Origin of the sequence: Cyanobium sp. NS01, from assembly GCF_014280235.1 — a bacterium.
Lineage (GTDB): Bacteria > Cyanobacteriota > Cyanobacteriia > PCC-6307 > Cyanobiaceae > NIES-981.
Genome location: NZ_CP047940.1, coordinates 1,614,831 through 1,630,181, shown reverse-complemented (window position 1 = coordinate 1,630,181; position 15,351 = coordinate 1,614,831). Strand labels below are relative to the sequence as shown.

The window sequence follows — 15,351 nt, the reverse complement described above, 5'->3', positions numbered from 1 at the left end:
TTCTTCATGAGCTGCGGCGCAACCTGCGGCGATGAGCACTCCTCTTCCTTCCGATCCAGCGGTGGCAGCTTTTGGGGCAAGCTTCACCGCCATCACCCTGGCCGAACTGGGTGACAAGACCTTCTTAATGGCGCTGATCCTGGCGGCGCGTCACCGCGGCCGGGATGTCTTCATCGGCGCCTTTGCAGCCCTCACGGCCGTCACCCTGATCTCGCTGGGTCTGGGCTACGGCCTGCGGGAGCTGCTGCCCGCCACGGTGGTGCCGTGGCTGGCGGCGGCGCTGTTCGTCGGTTTTGGTCTCAAGCTGCTCGTCGACGCCCAGGGCATGGAGGCGAATGAGGCGGACGAGGAGGAGCAGGAAGCCCAGCAGAGCATTGATGAGGCGGAGAGCCGGCGCCGCATCAGCACCACCTGGGCGGTGATCTGGGAGGCCTTCGTGCTGGTGTTCATCGCCGAGCTGGGCGATCGCACCCAGTTCACCACCATCTTTCTGGCCACCGCACCGGCCTTCACCTTCGCGGGCCTGCTGGAGGGCACCCTGGTCGGCCACGCCCTGGTCACTTGGCTGGCGGTGGGGGCCGGCAAGTGGATCGGAGGTCGCATCAGCGAAGAGTTGCTCTATCAGCTGAGCGGTGGCCTGTTCATCGCCTTTGGGCTCTTCGCGTTCAAACAGGCCCTGGGCTGAACGGATCAGCAGGGCCCAGGCTGAGCTGGCGGGATGCCGCCTTGGGGCGTCTCGGTGAGAAGGCGCCTGACCACCTCCCGTCAACCTCTCTCCCCCAATGGTCTTCGCCTCCCCCCGCGCCACTACATGCTGCTGTCGACGGCTGGCGCGGCCGGCTCTGAACGAACCAGAAGTCCAGCACCTCGCTGACCTGGTGGCGCTGACCAGCCATCAGAGCAGGCCCAAATGGGGAAAACACTGGCCAGCTCGATGCCCTTGCACTCTTCCTGATCTTCATGTCGCTGACCCTGCTGCTGCGCTTCCCCTGGGGCGTGTTGCCCCTGATCGGTGTCTCCGCACTCGTGGGATTGGAGCGCGGTTTGCTGCAGCTTGTGGTGGTATGAGGCTCCAGGCATCCAGCCGCTTGGTCACCGTGGTGCCTCTGGTATCAGCTCAACGACTCAGTGGCCTTGGATGCTCAGATCGTGTCCCAGTGTTTTTTGCTCGTCATGGGTCTGAGGAGAGGCTGCTTTTGTCAACGGTTCAGACGCCCCGCAACACCGCGCTCAGCATCGAGAGGTTGATCAGCACAATCACGCTGGCGCAGATCCAGCCCGCGGCCTGGAGCCAGAGCGGTGCTTTCAGATCGCCCATCAGGCCCCGGCGGCCGCAGAACCACACCAGCGGGATCACCGCGAAGGGCAACTGCAGAGACAGCACCACCTGGCTCAGCACCAGCAGATTTGTTGTGGCCCGTTCACCGAACAGGATCACTGTGGCCATCGCCGGGATCAGCGCGAGACCGCGGGTGAGCAGCCGCCGCTTCCAGTCCGGCAGACGGATCTGCAGGAACCCCTCCATCACGATCTGGCCGGCCATGGTGGCGGTGAGCGTCGAGCTCTGGCCCGCCGCCAGCAGGGCCACGCCGAACAGCACGCTGGCGAGCGACGTGCCCAGCATCGGCGTCAGCAGCCGGTAGGCCTCGCTCAGATCCGTGACCGGCTGCGGTAGCCGTCCGTAGAAGCTGCCGGCGGCCAGCACCAGGATCGAGACATTGATCAGAAAGGCCAGACTGAGGGCGATCAGGGTGTCCCAGGTGCTGAAGGCGAGTGCCCTGCGCGTTGCTCCCTTCGCCGCGCTCCAGTGGCGGGTCTGCACCAGCGAGGAATGGAGATAGAGGTTGTGGGGCATCACCGTGGCACCGAGAATGCCGGCCGCCAGAAACAGCTGCTGCCCGTCCCTGAGGCTGGCGGCCTGGGGAAGGAAGCCCTGGCCCACCTGGCTCCAGTTGGGCTGCAGCAAGAACATTTCCACCGCGAAGCAACCCCCGACCAGGGCGACCAGGGCGATCACCAGGGCCTCCAGCCGCCGGATCCCGAAGCGCTGCAGCGCCAGCAGCAACAGGGTGTCGGCGGCCGTGAGGCCCACCCCCCAGGGCAATGGAAGACCGAAAAGCAGCTGCAGGGCAATGGCGCTGCCCACCAGCTCGGCCAGGTCGCAGGCAATGATCGCCACTTCGGCCAGCAACCAGAGGGGGATTCGCCAGAACCGCGGCAGCAGACGGCTGCAGGCCTGGGCCAGGTCCAGCCTTGTGGCGATGCCCAGCCGGCAGCAGAGCGACTGGAGCACCATCGCCATCAGGCTGGAGAGCCCGATCACCCAGAGCAGGCGGTAGCCGAACTGGGAGCCCGCCGCAAGATCGGTGGCCCAGTTGCCCGGATCCATGTAGCCCACGGCCACCAGGTAGCCGGGGCCCAGCACCCGCATGAAGGTGCGCAGCATGCCCAGGCCTGCAGGCACCTCCACCGTCTGGGCATTGGTGCGCGCGGCCGTGCCGAGCGGTGCATCAGGCATGAAGCGACGCCAGCGGAGTTGGAGGGTAAGGCGAGGGTGGCGGCGATCCTGCTGGGGCATGGCTGGGCTGACCCCGCCCTGGGGAAGGGATCACGGCCTGCTCAGAAGTCACGCGGACCGGTGTAGCCACTGAGATCAGCGAGGGTGTTCAGTGGCTTGACGCCCGAATCCACGACGCCCTTGATCTGCCAGCTGGGATAGCCCTGAACCCCCTGCTGCTTGCACAGCTGCGCCTGGCTGTTGGCGCCGTCTTCGGCGCATTCGATCACCTGGAGCTTGGCGGCGGCCTCCTTGCCGAAGGCCTCCTTCTGGTCATGGCAGTGGGGGCACCAGTACGCCGTGAACACCCGGGCGCCGACGCTGCTCAGATGCTCCGCCAGGGCAATCTTGGCCGGCGAACTGGCGCTGATGACAGCTGGAGCCGCCCGTCCGCTTTGAGCGACAGGCTGGTCCGCCGATGCTGCCCAGCCCAGCCCCAGCAGACCAACAAGGAGGACTGTCATCACTCCGCGAAAGATCAGTTGGCTGCGGTCGATCCAGCCACCTCCAACAAGGCTCAACAGGAACAGCGCGAGGCTGAGGGCGGCCGACACCACACAGAAGGTGCAGAAGGCCTTGATCTCGAAGACCAGGAGCCCCATCAGCACCAGGCTGAAGACGGCCATGCCGCAGCTGACGAGGAACAGAGCCCAGCGATTGCCCTCCGAGGCTGGGGCCCGCAGACCTCCTCGCAGCAACGGCATCAGGGCCAGCAGGAGCACCGTGGTGTAGGCCAGGCATCCAAACAGAGAAAGCGGCTGGCCCAGCAGCGTGCCCCAGGCGCTGCCGAGCACCTTGTCGCAGCCATCGCTGCCGCCCGGACAGGAGAGGCTGCCGATCCAACCCCAGCGCTTGGCGGTGATCGAGCCGGTGTCGATTATGCCGATCGTGGCGAGCACGGCCATGGTGAGCCGCACCCAGGGCCGGCCTGGCTCCTGGCTAGATCGACGGCTGGAGAGAGGTTTGGTTCGCGTAGCGCTGCTCACAGGGGGAGAGAACGGCTGAGATACGGCCATTGAAAAGCCTGAAGTGGCTTCAGGGTCAAGGGCCTAGCGTTGCGCCAGGGAGGCTTGTCCGCCCGACTTGCCACCTACCCAAGGGGATGAATCCATGCAGATCGGCGAGTTGGCACGGTCCACCGGGGTCAAGATCGAAACCATCCGCTATTACGAACGCGAGCACTTGCTGCCGCTGCCACAGCGCACGGATGGCAACTATCGCCTCTATTCGCCGCGGCATGTGGAGCAGTTGCGCTTCATCCGCTACTGCCGCAGCCTTGACATGAGCCTGGAGGAGGTCCGCATCCTGATCAAGGTGCTCGACACACCGTCCGGAAGCTGTCTGACGGTGAATGCCCTGCTGGACGAGAAGATCGCCGAGGTCGATGCCCGCGTGAATGAGTTGCACAAACTCCAGGATCAGCTACGGCAGCTCAGAGAGCTTTGTCAGCAACCGGATGAGGTGAAGACCTGTGGCATCCTCATGGAATTGAACCGTTCGGCTGGAATCGACAAGGCTCAGATCTGACCATTTCCGACCAGGCTCAGCCCTTGATCTTGCCAAGCGTGGGAGTGCGTAGCAGCCGCAGGCCATTGGCGATCACGATCAAGCTGGTGCCCATGTCCGCGAAGACCGCCATCCACATGGTGGCATTTCCGGCCACGGTGAGCACCAGAAACAGGGCCTTGATTCCCAACGCCAGCGCGATGTTCTGGCGCAGGATGCGAAAGGTGCGGCGAGAGAGGGCGATCGTTTCCGGTACGCGCATCAGATCGTCGTTCATGATCACCACATCGGCGGCTTCGATGGCGATGTGGGTGCCGGCTGCCCCCATCGCAAAGCCGATGTCCGCCTGGGCCAGGGCCGGGGCGTCGTTGATGCCATCGCCGGCCATGGCCGCGAATCCGTAGCGGGCCTGCAGATCGGCCACCGCCTCGAGCTTCTCCTGGGGCAGCAGGTTGCTCTTCACCTGCTCGATGCCGGCCACGGCCGCAATCGCAGAGGCGGTGGCTGCGTTGTCACCCGTGAGCATCACTGGAGTGACGCCTAGGGACCGCAGGGCCTCCATGGCCGTCGCCGAGCTGGGCCGAACGGTGTCGGCGACGGCGATCAGGGCGAGCACGCCGCTGTCATCGGCCAGCAGGCTGAGCGAATGGCCCTGGCGCTCGTGAACCTGCATCGATGCTTCCAGGTCGCTGGAGCAAAGCCCCAGCTCCTCGATCCAGCGGTGATTGGCCAGCATCAGTGGCCGCCCCGCAATCACGCCCCGCACCCCGCGCCCCGGCAGGGCCTCGAAGGCCTCCACAGCCAGCCGCTCGCCATCAAGGCCGGCGGCCACCGCCCGCGACACCGGATGGTCGGAGCGCTCCGCCAGGCTGCTGGCCAGCTGTTTCAGAGCGCCAGCGTCCGCCCCTTCTCGCCGTGAGGAGAAGGCCACCAGCTTGGGCTGGCCCAGGGTGATCGTTCCGGTCTTGTCGAGGGCCAGCACCTTGATCTTGCGGGCCTCCTCGATATAGAGGCCGCCTTTGATGATGATGCCGCGGCGGGCGGCGGTGGCCAGGCCGCTCACCACCGTGACCGGTGTAGCGATCACCAGCGCACAGGGGCAGGCGATCACCAGCAGCACCAGCGCCTTGTAGATCGCCTGAAGCGGCGTGAATCCGAGCAAGGGCGGCGCCAGCAGGGCAACGGCCAGGGCCACCACGAACACCGCCGGGGTGTAGCGGGCCGCGAAGCGATCGACGAAGCGCTGGATCGGAGCACGGGAGGCCTGGGCTTCCTCCACGGCCTGGATGATGCGCGCCAGGGTGCTGAGCGAAGCCGGCTCCGTGACCTGGATGTCCAGGGCGCCGCCCTGGTTGATGGTGCCCGCAAACACCGCATCGCCTGGGCCTTTGTCGACCGGCAGGCTTTCGCCGGTGATCGGGGCCTGGTTGATCGCACTCTCGCCGCGGAGCACCGTGCCATCGAGCGGCAGGCGCTCGCCCGGGCGAACGCGCACCACATCTCCGATGGCCACAGCACTGGCGGAAACTCTTTGCCAGCGGCCATCGCTCTGGCGAATCTCCGCCTCATCGGGGGCCAGGGCCATCAGGCTGGTGATCGCCTGGCGGGCCCGCTCCACGGCCCGCGCTTCGATCGCCTCAGCCACGGCATAGAGCGCCATCACCATGGCGGCCTCGGGGAAGCGGCCGATCAGAAAGGCGCCCGTGACCGCCACGCTCATCAGCGCATTGATGTTCAGCCGGCCCTGGCGCAGGGCCGCGAGGCCCTTGCGAAACACGGAGAAGCCTGCCAGGGCGATCGCGGCGAGGGCGATCCCGATCTCCACCAGTTCATGGCCCGGGTAGGCGGGAACGACCAGATGCAGCAGCTCCGCCGTGAGCGCCAATGCCAGGGAACCCCCCAGGCGGATTCGTTCAAGGCGCCGTTCGGCGCGGGTCTGGGCGGCGGACGGCCGGTGATCGGCGCTGATCGGCTCCGGATTGAATCCCAAACGGCGGATCGCCGCAAGGGCGGAGTTGAGCGCGGCTGCATCCGCATCGATCGCCAGCATGCGCTCGGCCAGTAGGAACCTCAGGCTGCGGATGCCGTCGAGACCTGAAAGGGCATGGCGGATCTCGGTTTCCTCGGTGGCGCAATCCATGGCGCTGATCCGAAACAGCGTTTCTCTGCCGCTTGCCGGCTCCGGTTCCGTGGTGGCTCCGGTCTTCTGTCCGCTGGTTCCGCTGTTGCAGCAATGTTCCGCCATGGTCCTGTCATCCAGACCCCAGCAAACAGCCTGTAGTCACTTCAGGGTCAAGGGTCTGGGTGGGTCCGTGTTTCCGCAGGTTGTTGATCAACGCAGCTGGGAGCACTCTCGATCCTGCAACAGCTGATCCAGCCCATCGGCTTGCCGGGCCAGCTCGGCTCCAGCCGCCGTGTAGAACCTGAACTGCCTGCGGTTGACGTAGAGAACCCGCTGGCTGCGTAGCAGCTGTTCTTCCGCCTTGTGGCGGCAGTCGAGCAGGGCCTGGTAGTCGATGGTCCGCTCGTTGCGGTCGTTGGCATTGGCCCCATCGGCCTGCTGGCTGAGGACCGGGCAGATCCGTTCACGGATGGTTCGAACCAGGGCGATTTCGGCCTTGATGGCCTGCTCGGCCAGGGCATTGCGTTGCTCCAGCAGGTTCCGACAGGCCTCTAATTCAGCCGCCAACGAAGGAGCTGCAAGCCAACAGGTCAGCAACAGGGTTAGGACGTGGCGCATCAATGTGATCGAGGTTGTGGCAGTTGGAAACAGTGCGACCTGCGAAATCGAGAACGCTCAGCCGAAGGCGCACCTCCCCTCTCCCGAGCGCACCAGCACCTTGTCATTTCAGTGGCGCTGGGATTCGGCGCGGCCAACACGGGTGGTCACCTGGAAGGGATTGAGGTGCAGATGGATGGGGTAATCCATGACATCGTCATTGATGATCAACCAGTCTTCCGTGCTTTCGAGGACAACACGGATTTCAATGCGATCGGGATCGAAGGACTGGCCCACCCACGCCCAGCACTTGTTGGCGCTTGAGGGGAGAGTCAAGTCTTGGAGGACCGGCATCGGCCGGCGCGGATTTGCTGCGCCCTTGCCCTTGACTCTCCAGACCACAGGAGACTATACGGTGAGGTGGCCTCAACCTGCCGCCATGCGCCCTTCCCGCTTCACGCCAACCTTGATCGGTCTCGCCTCTGCCCTCACCGTGGCAGTTCCTGCCCTGGCCCAGATGCCCGGTGGCATGAATCACGAAGGACACCAAGGCATGCCAGGGATGATGGACATGCCTGGGATGTCTGCCCCTGCTGGATCCGCCCCTGCCCATGGCGCCCATGCTCATGACGTGGGCCCGGCTGGCTCCACCTACGACCTGCGCTTCATCGACGGCATGGTGCAGCACCACACGGGGGCCCTGCGCATGAGCGAGTTCGTCTTCGGGATCGGCCAACCCGGTGTTGGGGCGCTCGGAAATTCAATCTGGAGGGATCAGGCCAAAGAGATCCGGGCGATGGGGCTGTGGCGCAAGGCCTGGTATCCCCAGGCCCCCGTTTATCCAGTGACGCTGGCGAGCGGCGGCGATCCAAACAGCCTCGCGGGCCTGACCCGCATGAGCCAGTCCCAGATCGACGGCATGCGGATGATGGGCGACGGACCCACAAAGGAGAACCGGGTGGTCTGGTTCCTTGAGGGCATGATCGAGCACCACGCGGGGGCGTTGATGATGGCCCACGATGCCCGGGCCAAGAGCACCAACCCCACCATCCGGCGCTTCGCGCGGGAGGTGATCGTGGCCCAGAGGGCCGAGATCATCGAGCTGCGGCGGATGCTGGCGTTGGAGGGCTTGCGCAAACCGGAGTACTACAAATACGACAGGCTCTTTGCCCTCTGAGCCCTCCAGGCAGCCGGGCGCCCGCAAAGGAGTGGCTCTGCTTGCAGGCCACAGATCAGTCATCCCTTGACTCTCCAGCCAGATGGAGCCTTTAGGATGAGTTCAATCCTTCACTCATCGGCTAGGAATGAACGTGCCGCAACCCGATCCAGATCATTCCACCTCTGGCGGTGCGTCGCGGTCGCACCGCCGGGGGTGGCTTCTGGCCACGGTCCTGGCCGGGCTCTCCGCGGTTGGCGTCGGCTACTGGCTCTCGCCGTCCACCGTCCGGACGTCAGTGGCTCGGAGTGCAGCGTCGACTGACGCCTTGGCAACCAGCCGCCAGGTGACGGCCTACCGCACGGCCAGCTGCGGTTGCTGCAAGGGGTGGCTCGACCACCTGCGTGCCAACGGCTTCAGCGTGAAGGATCACGTTGTGGCCGACCTGGAAGCGGTCAAGAGCTCATTGAACGTCCCAGGAGACTTGGCGTCCTGTCACACCGCCAAGGTGGCTGGTTTTGTGATCGAGGGGCACGTCCCTGCCGAGGCGATCGATCAGCTGCTGCGGCAGCGACCGGCGGTGGTGGGAATCGCCGTGCCGGGAATGCCCCTCGGTTCGCCGGGCATGGAATCATCCCTGCGTAGCGAGTCCTACACGGTTTACTCCTTCGGTCGCGATGGCTCCCGCCGCACCTTCCTGCAGATCGAGGCCTGAGGGAGAGATGGTCTTGCATCTTGGTCGCCGTTCCTTTCTTGCCATGGTCGGTGGTGCTTCAGCCATCGCCACCGGCTCAGCCCTGCTGGGACGCACTGCCCAGCTTCGATCCCAAGCCAGCACGGGTGTACCAGCTCAGGCCCGCCTGCGCTCCAGCGGCGGACGCCTGGACCTGGAACTGGTGGCCCAGGAAACCAATGTGGCGATCCCGGGCGGCCCGTCCAGGGCCCTCACCTACAACGGCCTGCTGCCTGGGCCCCTGCTGGAGGCCGAACCCGGCGATGCCGTGCGGATCGAGCTGGTCAACCGCCTGTCTCGCCCCACCAACCTGCACTACCACGGCCTCCACATCTCTCCCGGCGGCAGTGCTGACAACGTGTTCGTGAGCGTGGCCCCCGGCGCAAGCCACAGCTACGCCTTCACCCTGCCGGCCGACCATCCTGCCGGCACTTTCTATTACCACCCCCACCGACATGGCACGGTGGCCGATCAGGTGTTCGGCGGCCTCGGAGGGGTGTTCATCGTGCGCGGTGCCCTGGATCAGATCCCCGAAGTCCGCGCCGCCGAGGAGCAGGTGCTTTTCCTCAAAGACCTTCCCGGTGAGGCGGGTTCCAGCCCGATGGGCATGGGGATGATGCTGGGGCGTGAGGGAGCGGTGCTCACCGTCAACGGTCAGGTGAACCCGGCGCTGACGATCCCCTCAGGGGGTCTGCTGCGGTTGCGGATCGTGAACGCCTCCAATGCCCGCTTCTGGCGGCTGGCCCTCGAGGATCACCCCTTCCACCTGATCGCCACCGATGGCGGTGCCATCGAGGCACCAGTGGAGCTGTCGGAACTGCTGCTGGCCCCCGGCGAGCGGGCTGAGGTGCTGGTGCGGGGCGAGCGCCAGGGCGGTCGTTACCGGCTGCTCAACCTTCCCTACGCCAGGGGGGCCGGCGGAATGATGGGCGGTAGGGGCAGCCGCATGGGCATGGGCATGGGTAGAGGAATGGGAATGGGAATGGGAATGGGCAGAGGAAGGATGGGATCAGGCTTTGAGCAGCAGGCTCCGGTGCCGATCGCCACCTTGAACTACGCGGGCTCGGTGACGCCCCTGCCGCTGCCCGAGCGCCTGCTGCCGGTGGAGCCCCTGCCGGCGCCGGTGCGCCGCCGCCGCTTCGTGCTCAACCACGGCATGGCCCCCGGCATGGGCATGGTGTTCTTGATCAATGGCCGGGCCTACGAGCACGGCCGCACCGACACCTCCGTGCGCCTCGGTGACACCGAGGAGTGGGAGCTGGTGAACGACGGGGTGATGGATCACCCCTTTCACGTGCACATCAACCCCTTCCAGGTGATCAGCCGCAACGGCACGCCGGAGCCGTGGCGCGCCTGGAGAGATGTGGTGCTGTTGCGCCCAGGCGAAACCGTACGGGTTCGCACCCGGTTCGATGATTTCGCCGGACGCACGGTGTATCACTGCCACATCCTCGATCACGAGGAGCTGGGCATGATGGGCACCTTGGAGATCAGCGCCTGATCAGCCTCGACCGATCAGGATCGCGCCGCCCCGGGTCACTCCACCTCAAGGCTGCCTCGCACCATGTTCATGCCGCAGTGGAAGGGATAGGTGCCGGCAGCCCTGGCCGGCAAGTCCACGGAGGTGGTGGCATCCAGGGGCAGATCGAGAGATTTGTGGAAATCAGGGAAGATCACCTTGGCCACGCAGCCGCTCGGATCGACCCGGTGGAACGTAAGCCGCACCGGCTGGCCGGCCTTCACCCGGATCCGTGAGGGCGCATAGCCCCCATCCACGGTGATGGTGATCTCCTGCAGGCCGTGCTCGCCCTCGCGGGCCGCCACGCCACCACCATGGCGGCCGAGGAACCACCACAGCTCCCAGATGATCAGCGCCACCCCTGCGCCGGCCACCAGCAGCTTCAGCAGCACGGGCTGCTCGATGCTGCGCCAGAGCGGCTCGGCGGTGGAGGCGCTGGTGGCAGCGGTGGCGGCGACGGCAGACAGGAGCGGCATCAGGGCTGGGAGTGTCATCAGGCAGCCCTCGGCAGGGGCGCAGGCCGGAAGCGGCGCAGCCGCAGGGCATTGCTCACCACCGACACGGAGCTGAAGGCCATGGCGGCGCCGGCCAGCATCGGGCTCAGCAGCCAGCCGGTGAGGGGGAACAGCACACCGGCGGCGATCGGGATGCCGGCCACGTTGTAGGCGAAGGCGAAGAACAGGTTCTGGCGGATGTTGGCCATGGTGTGGCGGCTGAGCTCGATCGCCGCCGGCACGCCGGCCAGGTTGCCGGAGATCAGGGTGACGTCGCTGGCGGCGATCGCCACATCGGTGCCAGTGCCCATGGCGAGGCCCACGTCGGCCTGGGCCAGGGCGGGGGCGTCGTTGATGCCGTCACCCACCATCGCCACCGGGCCCTCCCCCTGCTCCTGCAGCCGTTGCACCACCGAGGCCTTGTCGGCGGGACGCACCTCGGCCACCACCCGCTCGATCCCCACCTGGGCGGCCACCACCTCGGCGGTGCGGCGGGCGTCACCGCTGAGCATCACCACCTGCAGTCCCAGCCGCCGCAGCGCCGCCACCGCTGCCGCGGCACTGGGTTTGAGCGGATCGGCCACCCCGAAGCAGGCCTCGATCCGCCCGTCCACCACCACGGCCGCCACACTGCAGGCCAGGGCCTCCAGGCGCTCCACCAGGGGCTCGAGGGCCGCGGTGTCGATGCCGAGTTCGGGGAGCCAGCGGGGGGTGCCGACCCGCACCTGCTGGCCGGCGATCACCCCCTGCACGCCGCGACCCGCCACGGCCTCGAAGTCCGTCACCGCCGGCAGATCGCCCGGCTGCAGCTGATGTGTGGCATAGGCCACGATCGCCTCGGCCAGGGGATGCTCCGAGCGGGATTCCAGTGCGGCCGTCAGGGCCAGCAGGGTGTCAGCCGGCAGCGCGCCACCGTCGAGTCGCTCGAACTGGGTCACCTCCGGCTGGCCGCGGGTGAGGGTGCCGGTCTTGTCGAGCACGATGGTGCGCAGCGTGCCGGCGGTTTCGAGCGCCTCGGCGCTCCGGAAGATCAGGCCGTTCTCCGCCCCTTTGCCGGAGGCCACCATGATCGAGGTGGGGGTGGCCAGGCCCAGGGCGCAGGGACAGGCGATCACCAGCACGCTCACCAGAAAGAGCATCGCCAGCACCGCATTGCCGCTCACCAGGAACCAGATCACATAGGCGGCAATGGCCAGGGCGATCACCGCCGGCGCGAACCAGCTCACCACCTGATCGGCCACCCGCTGCACCCGGGTGCGGGAGCTCTGGGCCTGGCGCACCAGCTCCACGATCTGGGCCAGCACCGTGCCTGTCCCCACCCGGCTGACCCGGAAGGTGAAGCTGCCGCTGCGGTTCATCGAGGCGCCGATCACCGCATCGCCCACCGCCTTGGCCACAGGCGTGGGCTCACCGGTGAGCATCGATTCCTCCACCCAGGAGCTGCCTTCGCTCACCACCCCATCGGTGGGCAGCTTCTCGCCCGGGCGCACCTGCACCAGATCGCCCACCACCAGATGGGACACGGGGATCTGCACCGGCTTGCCGTGACGCAGCACCCGGGCCGTGGGGGGCTGGAGCTGCAGCAGGCGCCGGATCGCCTCGGAGGTCTGCCCCCGGGCGCGGGCCTCCATCAGGTTGCCCAGCAGCACCATGGTGAGGATCACGGCGGCGGTTTCGTAGTAGACGTCTGCCGGCAGGCCCTCGGCGATCAGCAGCTGGGGGAACACGGTGCTGAACAGCGAGGTGAGCCAGGCGATGCCGGTGCCGGCCGCCACCAGGGTGTTCATGTCGGCGCTGTGCTGGCGAAAGGCCGAGGCGGCGCCGCTGAAGAAACCCCGGCCGCACCAGAACAGCACCGGCGTGGTGAGGAGCAGTTGGGTCCAGGGGCTGGTGAACCAGCCCGGCAGGAAGGGCAGGCTGTGGACCCCGAGCATGTGGGGCAGGCTGGAGAGCATCACCAGCGCGGTGAGCACCACCGCCACATTCACCTTGCGGCGCAGTTCTGTGAGTTCCCGGGCCAGCTCCCGCTCCATGCCATCGGCCGCGCCGGCTGGATCCTCGGCATGGCAGCAGGGAGGGTTGGCGGACGGGGTGCTCAGCGGGGGACCTGGAGGCAGGGCCGGGGCGCTGCAGGGGGGGGCTTCAACCTATGGCGTCCAGTGGACTGGAGAGTCAAGGCCCTGGTGGATTCAAACGGCCTGCCGGGAGAACGACGGCGGACAGAGATGGTTAGAGTCTCCCCAGTAATGGAGAGTGTGTTTGCCCATGGCCGCCGTCACTCCCGCTCCCGCACCTGCACCCGCCGCCTCCCGCTCCGCCGCCACACCACGGGCCGGCCGCCCTCCAGGGGCGGCGCCAGTGCCTGTCGGCATGAAGATCGGCGCCCTGGCCAGCCGCAGTGGCCTGCCCGTGAAAACGCTCCGCTACTACGAAGAGCTCGGCCTGCTGCCGGCGGTGGGCCGCAGCGAAGGCGGTTACCGCCTGTTCGGTGAGGAGAGCCTGCGGCGCCTGGACTTCATCCGGCGGCTCAAGAGCCTCGGACTGACTCTTGATGACATTCAGGAGTGCCTGGCGGTGCACGATGCCGGTGAGCTCCCCTGCGGCGACATCCAGCGGCAGCTCCAACGGCAGATCGATCTGGTGGACGAACGGCTGCGGGAGCTGCGTCTGTTCAGGAGGGAACTGCAAAGCCTGCTGCAGAACTGGCAGAGCGATCCAGCGCCGAACATGGCCGTGATCTGCCCGAATCTCAACGTCTGATCAGCCCCCGGCCAGCGGAGGTCGCATGAACATTTGGCTGGATTGTCAATCCACTCGCAAGCCCGTGGCCACCTTGGAGATGGACAGTTCGCGAGCGGCGTCGAAAGGATGGCCAACATCGAACCACGCCGAAGAGTCTTCGGACGGCCAGCCCTGCTGCTGGCCACGGGAGGCATCATCGCGGTCTCCCTTTGGGCTGGCACCCGGTGCCTGTCCCAGGGTATGGGCGGTGCCGGCATGCCCGGCTACGAGGGCGGTGCCGGTATGCCCGGGTATCGAGGAGGCGTGGGTGGCCCGGGCCAGATGGGGATGGGTTATTCGGATCAGCAGTTCGTCGTGATGATGATCCCCCACCACGACGGGGCGATCGCCATGGCCGATCTCGCCCTCACCCGCGCCCAGCGGCCCGAGATCAAGGCCCTGGCGAAGAGCATCAAGGCCAGTCAGACCCGCGAGAACGCCCAGATGCGTGCCTGGTACGAGCAGTGGTACGGCAAAGATGTGCCCAGTTGGGGACCGGGCACAGGCTGGGGTTGGCAGAACGGCATGGGCATGGGTGGAGGAATGGGCATGGGCGGGGGCATGGGCGGGGGCATGGGCATGGGCATGGGCATGGGACAGATGGGTGGTGGCACGAACCTCTCTGCCCTGAGCGCAGCCCCTGACTTCGACCGTGCCTTCATTGAGCAGATGATTCCCCACCACCAGATGGGCGTGATGATGGCCTCGATGGCCCAGACCAATTCGCAGCACCCGGAGCTTCGTCAGTTGCAGCAGGCCATGGTGCGGGTGCAGAGCGATGAAATCCAGCAGATGTCCCAGTGGTATCGCAGTTGGTACGGCACACGCTGAGGCCACCGATGGATCAGTTCTTCATCATCGACACGCCGAAATCCTTCGAGGAGGCCAGCGCCGCCCTACAGAAGGCGGTGGCGCAGCATGGCTTCGGCGTGCTGGCCGTGCATGATCTGGGCCACACCCTGCGCAGTAAAGGTCAGCCGTTCCTGGAGCAGTGCCGCATCTTCGAGGTGTGCAACCCCCAGCAGGCCGCCGCATTGCTCAGCACCACAATGGCGCTCAACATGGCGCTGCCCTGCCGGATCTCCGTCTACACCGAAACTGGCCAGACCCGCATCGGCATGATCCGGCCCGAGGCGATGCTCGCCAGCCTCTCGGCCGATCCCGCCCTGAAGGAGGTGGCCCGCGCGGTGGAGGCCTCCACCACGGCGATCATCGAGGACGCTGCGGCTTAGCGCTAGCGGCAGTATCTGAGCGGCTGCGATGCTAAGGAGGTTCTGTGCGCCGAGTTTCGCGCCAGCCGGCTGCGCTACGGGGTCTGGCAGGTGCCGGGTGGGATCACCCAGACCTGAGATTTCCGGCGATGCCGCAGCACAACGGTGATCCCCGATGGCACAACCCCTGGCGGCCGCCGCTACAGCTGCAAGGAGATCGGCTCCTATGCCCGTGCTCAGGAGCTGCTGCGCCAGGGGCACACCTATCTCGATGGCAACGACGATGGACAAGCCTGTGAAGCGTTGCGCTGACAGGGTTTCTGGCGGTACGGGAACAGGCACTCCAAAGGGCCACTACCACCTGAAAAACGACGTACCTTGAACTTGAGGGGAGGCCCGGGAGCCAACCCGACCCTCGCCCTCCAACAGAGTCCGGCCAGGGAACACCCGAGCCGGTGCGCTCAGCGGAGGTGCGCCAACGATGCGACACACACAAGGTGAACTCGGTGACGCGGCGCGAGCGTCATCCCGTAACCGCAGAGAGCGATACGCCAGTTCTGTTTCCCGCGTTCTTAAATCTCGGGCTGCATAACCCGAGCCGGGATCACAACCGAGAAGGTCAAGCCCCGAGCATCTCTTCTCCCAGACGTGATCTCCAGTCCTTTCCTGTCAGGC

16 protein-coding genes are annotated in these 15,351 nt (G+C 66.4%); 9 read left to right on the top strand and 7 right to left on the bottom strand.

The window, feature by feature from the left end:
• Window positions 1–31: 31 nt before the first annotated feature.
• The gene (locus CyaNS01_RS08530; RefSeq protein ID WP_186696714.1) at window positions 32–685 is read left to right on the top strand and encodes a TMEM165/GDT1 family protein; all 654 of its coding nucleotides are present in this window, start codon (window positions 32–34) and stop codon (window positions 683–685) included.
• Between the two features lie 522 nt (window positions 686–1,207).
• Here the strand turns inward: CyaNS01_RS08530 and CyaNS01_RS08525 are convergent.
• Both CyaNS01_RS08525 and CyaNS01_RS08520 read right to left on the bottom strand, forming a co-directional pair.
• The gene (locus tag CyaNS01_RS08525) at window positions 1,208–2,518 is read right to left on the bottom strand and encodes an Nramp family divalent metal transporter (protein ID WP_186696713.1); all 1,311 of its coding nucleotides are present in this window, start codon (window positions 2,516–2,518) and stop codon (window positions 1,208–1,210) included.
• Between the two features lie 101 nt (window positions 2,519–2,619).
• Window positions 2,620–3,462, bottom strand: a complete 843-nt coding sequence (locus CyaNS01_RS08520; RefSeq protein ID WP_370561495.1) for a vitamin K epoxide reductase family protein — start codon at window positions 3,460–3,462, stop codon at window positions 2,620–2,622.
• A gap of 205 nt (window positions 3,463–3,667) precedes the next feature.
• On the opposite strand from CyaNS01_RS08520, the gene cadR reads away from it, so the two are divergent.
• Window positions 3,668–4,084: a Cd(II)/Pb(II)-responsive transcriptional regulator gene (gene cadR, locus CyaNS01_RS08515; RefSeq protein ID WP_186696711.1), complete on the top strand. Its 417-nt coding sequence runs from the start codon at window positions 3,668–3,670 to the stop codon at window positions 4,082–4,084.
• Between the two features lie 16 nt (window positions 4,085–4,100).
• Here cadR and CyaNS01_RS08510 read toward each other — a convergent pair whose 3' ends face one another.
• The 3 genes from CyaNS01_RS08510 to CyaNS01_RS08500 form a co-directional block, all read right to left on the bottom strand.
• On the bottom strand, window positions 4,101–6,308 hold the full coding sequence (locus tag CyaNS01_RS08510) for a cation-translocating P-type ATPase (protein WP_255460008.1): 2,208 nt from the start codon (window positions 6,306–6,308) through the stop codon (window positions 4,101–4,103).
• A gap of 87 nt (window positions 6,309–6,395) precedes the next feature.
• Entirely contained in the window at window positions 6,396–6,752 is a 357-nt protein-coding gene (locus CyaNS01_RS08505; RefSeq protein ID WP_186696709.1) for a hypothetical protein, read from the bottom strand.
• A gap of 159 nt (window positions 6,753–6,911) precedes the next feature.
• Window positions 6,912–7,079 carry a multicopper oxidase domain-containing protein gene (locus CyaNS01_RS08500; protein ID WP_255460007.1) on the bottom strand — a complete coding sequence of 56 codons (168 nt, stop codon included), beginning with the start codon at window positions 7,077–7,079 and terminating at the stop codon, window positions 6,912–6,914.
• 142 nt (window positions 7,080–7,221) lie between these two features.
• Between CyaNS01_RS08500 and CyaNS01_RS08495 the strand changes: the two genes are divergently transcribed.
• From CyaNS01_RS08495 to CyaNS01_RS08485, 3 genes are all read left to right on the top strand, one after another.
• Entirely contained in the window at window positions 7,222–7,959 is a 738-nt protein-coding gene (locus CyaNS01_RS08495; RefSeq protein WP_186696707.1) for a DUF305 domain-containing protein, read from the top strand.
• A 307-nt stretch (window positions 7,960–8,266) separates the two neighbouring features.
• Window positions 8,267–8,653, top strand: a complete 387-nt coding sequence (locus tag CyaNS01_RS08490; RefSeq protein WP_225875591.1) for a DUF411 domain-containing protein — start codon at window positions 8,267–8,269, stop codon at window positions 8,651–8,653.
• 7 nt (window positions 8,654–8,660) lie between these two features.
• Window positions 8,661–10,172 carry a multicopper oxidase family protein gene (locus tag CyaNS01_RS08485; protein ID WP_186696705.1) on the top strand — a complete coding sequence of 504 codons (1,512 nt, stop codon included), beginning with the start codon at window positions 8,661–8,663 and terminating at the stop codon, window positions 10,170–10,172.
• A 35-nt stretch (window positions 10,173–10,207) separates the two neighbouring features.
• Here the strand turns inward: CyaNS01_RS08485 and CyaNS01_RS08480 are convergent, their stop codons facing one another.
• Entirely contained in the window at window positions 10,208–10,684 is a 477-nt protein-coding gene (locus CyaNS01_RS08480; protein WP_225875590.1) for a cupredoxin domain-containing protein, read from the bottom strand.
• Window positions 10,684–12,717 (bottom strand): copper-translocating P-type ATPase, encoded by a 2,034-nt coding sequence (locus CyaNS01_RS08475; RefSeq protein ID WP_186696704.1) that lies wholly within the window; start codon window positions 12,715–12,717, stop codon window positions 10,684–10,686. Before CyaNS01_RS08475 ends, CyaNS01_RS08480 begins: the two co-directional genes overlap by 1 nt.
• A gap of 232 nt (window positions 12,718–12,949) precedes the next feature.
• On the opposite strand from CyaNS01_RS08475, the gene CyaNS01_RS08470 reads away from it, so the two are divergent.
• The 4 genes from CyaNS01_RS08470 to CyaNS01_RS08455 all read left to right on the top strand — a co-directional run bounded on the left by CyaNS01_RS08470 (window position 12,950) and on the right by CyaNS01_RS08455 (window position 14,988).
• Window positions 12,950–13,444 carry a heavy metal-responsive transcriptional regulator gene (locus CyaNS01_RS08470; protein WP_225875589.1) on the top strand — a complete coding sequence of 165 codons (495 nt, stop codon included), beginning with the start codon at window positions 12,950–12,952 and terminating at the stop codon, window positions 13,442–13,444.
• A gap of 222 nt (window positions 13,445–13,666) precedes the next feature.
• Entirely contained in the window at window positions 13,667–14,296 is a 630-nt protein-coding gene (locus CyaNS01_RS08465) for a DUF305 domain-containing protein (RefSeq protein ID WP_225875588.1), read from the top strand.
• Between the two features lie 8 nt (window positions 14,297–14,304).
• A complete protein-coding gene (locus tag CyaNS01_RS08460; protein WP_186696702.1) occupies window positions 14,305–14,697 on the top strand; it encodes a DUF302 domain-containing protein in 393 nt (130 codons plus the stop codon).
• Window positions 14,698–14,841: 144 nt separating this feature from the next.
• Complete coding sequence (locus CyaNS01_RS08455; protein ID WP_186696701.1) at window positions 14,842–14,988, top strand: excalibur calcium-binding domain-containing protein; 147 nt, start codon at window positions 14,842–14,844, stop codon at window positions 14,986–14,988.
• The last annotated feature ends 363 nt before the right edge of the window (window positions 14,989–15,351 follow it).